At 31.8% G+C, this 6299-nt stretch carries 5 protein-coding genes and 2 pseudogenes; 1 reads left to right on the top strand and 6 read right to left on the bottom strand.

Going from position 1 to position 6299, the window contains the following annotated elements; translation table 11 throughout:
* A partial coding sequence (locus tag SOR77_RS08290; protein WP_320636642.1) for a glycosyltransferase occupies positions 1–687 on the bottom strand: 687 nt, incomplete at its 3' end.
* A 387-nt stretch (positions 688–1074) separates the two neighbouring features.
* On the opposite strand from SOR77_RS08290, the gene tyrS reads away from it, so the two are divergent.
* A complete protein-coding gene (gene tyrS / locus SOR77_RS08285; RefSeq protein ID WP_320636641.1) occupies positions 1075–2331 on the top strand; it encodes a tyrosine--tRNA ligase in 1257 nt (418 codons plus the stop codon).
* A gap of 223 nt (positions 2332–2554) precedes the next feature.
* Here the strand turns inward: tyrS and SOR77_RS08280 are convergent, their stop codons facing one another.
* The 5 genes and pseudogenes from SOR77_RS08280 to SOR77_RS08260 form a co-directional block, all read right to left on the bottom strand.
* On the bottom strand, positions 2555–3679 hold the full coding sequence (locus SOR77_RS08280; RefSeq protein WP_320636643.1) for a restriction endonuclease subunit S: 1125 nt from the start codon (positions 3677–3679) through the stop codon (positions 2555–2557).
* 8 nt (positions 3680–3687) lie between these two features.
* Entirely contained in the window at positions 3688–4581 is an 894-nt protein-coding gene (locus tag SOR77_RS08275) for a class I SAM-dependent DNA methyltransferase (protein ID WP_320636640.1), read from the bottom strand.
* A 270-nt stretch (positions 4582–4851) separates the two neighbouring features.
* Positions 4852–5034: pseudogene (locus SOR77_RS08270) on the bottom strand (replication initiator protein A); the annotation flags it as partial.
* A gap of 60 nt (positions 5035–5094) precedes the next feature.
* Positions 5095–5589 carry a PcfB family protein gene (locus SOR77_RS08265; protein ID WP_025642388.1) on the bottom strand — a complete coding sequence of 165 codons (495 nt, stop codon included), beginning with the start codon at positions 5587–5589 and terminating at the stop codon, positions 5095–5097.
* A 397-nt stretch (positions 5590–5986) separates the two neighbouring features.
* Positions 5987–6299 (bottom strand): annotated as a pseudogene (locus SOR77_RS08260) (tetracycline resistance ribosomal protection protein); the annotation flags it as partial.

Raw genomic sequence — 6299 nt, 5'->3', positions numbered from 1 at the left:
GAGTCTCAGTTCTTCACTTGAAACATATCCCGGAAATTTTAAATTCGGAAGTTTTACATTTACTGCTTGTCTTACCTCTTGAGGGAGGATTTTTGGGTCAGTATATCCGAACCAAATAAATTCGTATTCCGGCATTCTCTTTGCAAGTTCAACAAAATCCAATATGCCTTTTCTCTTTATGTACAACCCCACTGAAACTATTACCTTCTTACCCAAAGTGTTGTATTTCTCATCAAAAACACTTCTATCAGATGGTTTAGCTCTCCAAAAATTTAAATCAATTCCATTTGAAATAACTTCAATTGGACTTTTCAAATTATACTTTTCTAGTAATGCCTTAGAATATTCAGTAGGTGTTAGTGTTAAATCTGAATTGTTATAGCATTTTATAAGCCATTTCTTAAAAAAAGGTGCAAGTTGGTTTGAGAACATAAAAGAATTTTTAAAATCCTCTTCTGTTGAATGTGCATGGTAAACTACAGGTATCCCTTTCTTTTTACACTTTTTAGTAAATATGTATGATTTTGGAAACACTGTATTAATATGTACTATGTCGTAGTTATCTTTTATATCCGTTGTATAATTGACCCCTGCTTCACTAAGGGCTTTTTCTTGATGCTTTATTGCTTTTCCTACGCCTGAATCTTTTACAACATCATAATCTTCTTTATATAAAAGTACCTTCATTGCAGTAAACCCTCCATAAATATATTACCATACATTAGTCTATTGCACATCTAATTTTATTGATATATGCTTATTTCATTGACAATTTATTTTATATGAGCTATATTTATAGATAAGTAAATATGGACGGATGGTAACCCAGTAAGCTTAGCGCCGAATTACAATACCGGAGTCCAAGGCAACTGTGCTTAAACAGTATTGAGGCTACAAGCGAAAAAAGGTGGTACCACGAAAGCGTCCTTTTATATGCATGTGGTTTTTTTATTATCTAAATTTATAACTTAAAAATAAAATAGATTTTATTTAGTTTGGATAATATTTTATACTTAAATCTTCGCTAGTCAATATAAATCTAAATAAAACTTTAAATTAATTTAGGAGGAAAAAATGGAAAACAAAACTAATGTATATGACTTGCTTGAACAACGTGGCTTTATCGATCAAGCAACTTATGCTGAAGAACTAAAAGAGCTATTGGGAAAAGAAAGTGTAACTTTTTATATAGGATTTGATGCAACAGCTGACTCATTAACTTTAGGACACTTCCTACAAGTTAGAGTTATGCAACACATGCAAAAATTTGGTCATAGACCTATCGCCCTTCTTGGTGGTGGAACTACTATGATTGGAGACCCTTCCGGAAAATCAGATATGAGAAAGTTACTTACTAAAGACGACATCGACCACAACGCAGAATGTTTTAAAAAACAACTTTCTAAATTAATAAATTTTGAAGGAGACCCTGAAAACGGAATCCAAAAAGCTATCTTTACAAACAATGCTGATTGGCTTTTAAATTTAAATTTCCTTAACTTCATGAGAGAAATTGGAGTTCATTTCAGCGTAAATAGAATGCTTACATTTGATGCATATAAAAACAGAATGGAACGTGGACTTACATTCTTTGAATTTGGATATATGTTGATGCAAAGTTATGACTTCCTACATCTTTACAGAGAACACGGATGTAAATTGCAACTTGGCGGAAGTGACCAATGGTCCAATATGTTAGGTGGTTATGAACTTGTTAGAAAACTTGAAGAAGATAAAGTTTACTCAATGACATTCAAATTATTGACTACAGCATCAGGAGTTAAGATGGGTAAAACAGTTAGCGGCGCTATTTGGCTTGACCCTGAAAAGACAACTCCTTATGAAATGTATCAATACTTGAGAAACACAGACGACAGAGACGTAATAAAATTCTTAAAACTTCTAACACTTCTACCTATGGAAGAAATTGAAAAGTATGAAAGCTACGAAGGTTCTCAACTAAATGAATTAAAAGACCTTTTAGCTTATGAAGTTGTCAAAGATGTACACGGAGTACAACTTGCAGATGAAGCTCGTCAAGCTTCCAAAGCTCTTTTTGGCGGCGGAGCAGATCTAGAAAATGTTCCTTTCACAGAATATGACAAAGCTGAATTTGAAGAAGGTAAAGGACTTTTAACTCTTCTAAATGAAACAGGTCTTACAAGCTCCAACTCAGAAGCAAGAAGACTTGTTACACAAAACGGTATTTCAATTGATGATGAAAAAGTTACTGATCCTAAGGCAGTTATCACTCTTGCTAACTTTGACGAAGAAGGCAGAATGATGATTAAAAAAGGTAAAAAAGTTTACCACCAAATCAGAATAAAATAACTAAAAAACACTCTCTTTAATTCAACTTAAGGAGAGTGTTTTTATAATGATGAATTACAAAAAATATTGTGACATTTTTGCTAAGCCTAACGATATGTATTTGTTTTCATCATTTAAGTTCCCTTGAAATTATAGACTTATGAAATCATAAAATTTTGTAACTCATATTATCCTTCAAGAGTATTTTGCTACTTATTAAAATTTTATACAAAATAAATTAGTATTAATTACTTTCTACTATTTTTTTTGTTGCTTCTATTTTATTATCTGCATAAAGCACTACATCTTTTATGACTAGTTTTTGTACGGCTGAAATAAGAAGTTCCATATATGAAAAATCTATTTCATTATTTTTTGTTGGAAGCATAATATTTAGTGCGTCAGCATCTTTTGCATAAAAGTTTCGCCCATAATTAAACTGTCCGTTATATGATGACTTATGAATTGCAGAAGTAACAAATATTGCTGATTCTGATTTGATTTTTTCTGTATGAACAACTGCTATATGGTCATCTCCACCATAATTGTAATTTCTATATTTTGCCGAACCAAACATATCAATTGTAATAGTGTTTTTTGAAAATACTTCTACATCATTTCCTATAAAATCTGATATTCCAGTATCAGCTTCACCAGCTGTAACAAATGGTAAACTTCCAGCTATTCTATCATCACTTTTTAGTCTTTTCCCTCTTGTTGATTTTCCAAATATTCTTTCCAAGTTGTATGATTCCCATTCTACAAAATTAAGATTTTCTAATGCTTCTTTCTCCTCGCTAGACAATTCATAATTGTCTAGTCCGCTTACCGTTAGGTAAGCGGAAAGTTCGCTTATACGCTCCTCTTCGAGTTCGCTTATATAAGCGTCTATAAATTCAAAATCTATCTCTCCGTTTTTTGTTGGTAGTTGGATAAATTCTTTTTTTACCTTTTCCCAACCTGCTTTATTTTCATATCCAAATTTTTCTTTTATAGATTTTTGTATGGTTGTTGAAAGAAAATATAACATATGATTATTAACATCAAACAATGGTTTAATTAAATACGCATTATATAAAACACCTGTTGCTTGTGGTTGTGGATACACTGAACCTGTTGAAATCGCACCATCATTAACTATATCAATTGTCATTGAAGCTGTTTCAAAATCATTTTTTCTTCCATAATACATGATGCCATTATCACCAAACTTTGCATTAACCAACGGAATATTAAACTCTGAAGTTCTTACTTTCGAAATATCATTTATTTTGTCGAATTTTGATTTTTTAAATTTTAAATTTAGTTTTTCAAACAAATCTCCAATTCTATACTCGCCCCACTGAACATTTTGGAGTTTTTCGTTCAGTGAGGCATTTATTTTTTTAGGCGTTCATTCTCCTTATCTGTATTTTTAAGAAGATTGGATACTTCCCAAGCGAGATAATCGGCTACAGTTTTCTTAAAGTCTTCAAGAGTTGGTCTTGTGTCTATAGGTGCTGATTGATTCCAATCTGAACCGTTTTCCGGGTCAATATGTCCCTCATAATATTCTTTTTCAGTAAAGATATTTAGCTTGCTCTTACCAAATCGTACAAGGTCTACCACTTCCTGATATCTTTCTTTTGCTCTGTCTGTATCTCTAAGATTTACGCTAGCTTTTTTTCTGTTTGTCCTTGTATATCCATCATTTGAAAAGTCGATAAACTTCACGACTTCATCTTTTTGATGTGCTTCTCCTACTCTAAATACATATACATTTGTCTGTACGCTTGATTTTCCGACAAATAAATCTATAGGCATTTTGATACTTGCAAGGAGTGTGTTTTTTGCTAGTATCTTTTTGTTAAGTTCTTTTGCCTTTCCACTTCCTGCTGAATTTTGAATGATAATTGCAGCATAGCCCTTGTTCATCATAGACAGTGCCTTTTCTACAAAAATCATTCCATTGCCCTCTGCTGAATAAGGTGGATTAAGTACAAAAGCTGTTGCCGGGAATTTTTCATCTGTTTTACCAAATCCATATTTACCGTCAAAATCAAGGAGCGAGTCTTTATTTAAGATGTTTGAACTACCATCTCCCATAAGTATCATGTTTAGAATTGCAAGCATATAGATATTGGATAGGACTTCTAAACCTAAAAGTTGTTCTGCTTTAATCTTTAGTTGTTTTTGCTCTAGCTCAAGTGGTGATGTGATTTTTGATTTTGCATCTATAATCATCTCGTTCATTGCAGCTACCAGTAACCCCGCACTTTCCTCTCGTGTCAAGGGTATGATAAATATTTTAATGATTTTTGATTTAAAAATTAAATTGTATTATATAATTGAATCTTTATATTATGCTATAAGTTCAGATTCAATTTTTTCGGTTAAGCTAGCTAGCTTATTAATAATATATGAGTAATCTTCACTGGTCCTTTTAATAAGATATATTGGTGGAGTTTTCATATTAAATTCTTGACCTAAAACTCCTGTTACATTAGGTGAATTTCTATGAGTCATTTGATTCCTGTAATCAGATAAATATCGATGATTGCCCTTCCAAGTTTCATCTACCCAGTTATTCTTATAAGATAAGGTACTCCTTGACAGATACATGGAATAAAGCACCTTAGCATCTATTGATAGGCTTTTAAACGTTTCATCTTCAATAAGAACTATAGGTAAGCGGATAAACCTAAAGCTTTCAGCGTCTCTCCCATAGAAATAATCAAAATCCATTCACTTCACCTCATCTCAATAAAAAAAGACATCTAAAATTTCTCTTAAATGCCTCTCTCCTTATCTTTCTTGTTGCTGGTGTTTTTCTTTCACCTTGTCTTTAACTACTGTATTTTTCACTTTCACCTTAAACTTATTTAAAATATCCCTTGTTGAATTTCTCTTATTTTCTTTCTTTTCATATCTTTCTATAGCTTTTTTAAAGGCTAGATCCATAGCCTTAGTATCTTTTGCCTGGAAGAATACAGAGTATAGTCCTGCCTCCTTATTCTTCATTACAGAAAACCTTACTCCATATCGGTTAAGTTGTTTTTTAAGTTCCTTGACTTCACCTTTTTGTAGTTCAATATTTTCAAGCTGACCTTTTTTAACCATATCCTTAAGTCTCCTTGAATTAGTCTTCCTTTTCTCACTAAGATAGTCAGCAAGTGGTTGGCTTTTTTCAGCTGCATCTTCCATAATCTTTTTAATTGCCTTAAAGATTGCTTTTGCTGAATACTCTGCAACCTTAATCTCAATATTTATAGCCTTATTATTGACTTCGTCATTTACCATGCAGGTAACCTCCTTTCTAGGGAAATAAAAAAAACGGCCCAGACTTTTATATCTGAACCACTAAGATTTATTAAAAGATTTCATGTATTGTTATAATATTAATTATTAACTAGCTCCTCTTTAAATATTTTTGTTAAATGATTTAATGAGTAGTTTACACGATTTGGTTTAAGCCAATCATCTAAAAACATAATAAGCTCTTCCTAAGATCTTAAAGCATCCTCTGCTATAGCATATATATAAAACCTTATTTAGTATCCATAGTTATATACTACCACCATTTCTTGTTTTACGTATTGATGTTTATCCCATGGTTCATTTTTTTGTACATATGGTGAAAACCTTTATAGATATAGGTTTTATCCATATTTAACTGATAATTGCACTTAAGCTCCTTTCAAATTTCACTTTGTTTCTGAAATAAATATCTCAGTCCTTCTTTGCTACTATCATTATCATTATTTCTAATATCATTAGTTATAGACTCACCATTATATATATCATAACCATAAGGCTCAGTAATAAAAATACCTTTCCCATTTGAGTAGGAAAGCAATTCTGCTTGATATGACTTCGATGTATCAACAGGTATCTTTCCACTTAAAGTTGTCTCCTCTCCCTTGGCTATTATATCTTCAATAGAAGCCCTCATCTTTCTAAGATCACTCATAACCCTTCCGCAGAAATCATTTGGAACTTGAACTGTATAT

The organism is Peptoniphilus sp. (assembly GCF_034090345.1).
GTDB lineage: Bacteria > Bacillota > Clostridia > Tissierellales > Peptoniphilaceae > Peptoniphilus.
Note: the sequence above shows the minus strand (reverse complement) of the source record. Positions and strands in the feature narration are given on the sequence as shown.

Excerpts from the sequence above, each read along its gene's own strand:
- tyrS (WP_320636641.1), top strand. The coding sequence starts at position 1,075 with ATGGAAAACAAAACTAATGTATATGACTTGCTTGAACAACGTGGCTTT.
- SOR77_RS08265 (WP_025642388.1), bottom strand. The coding sequence starts at position 5,589 with ATGGTAAATGACGAAGTCAATAATAAGGCTATAAATATTGAGATTAAG.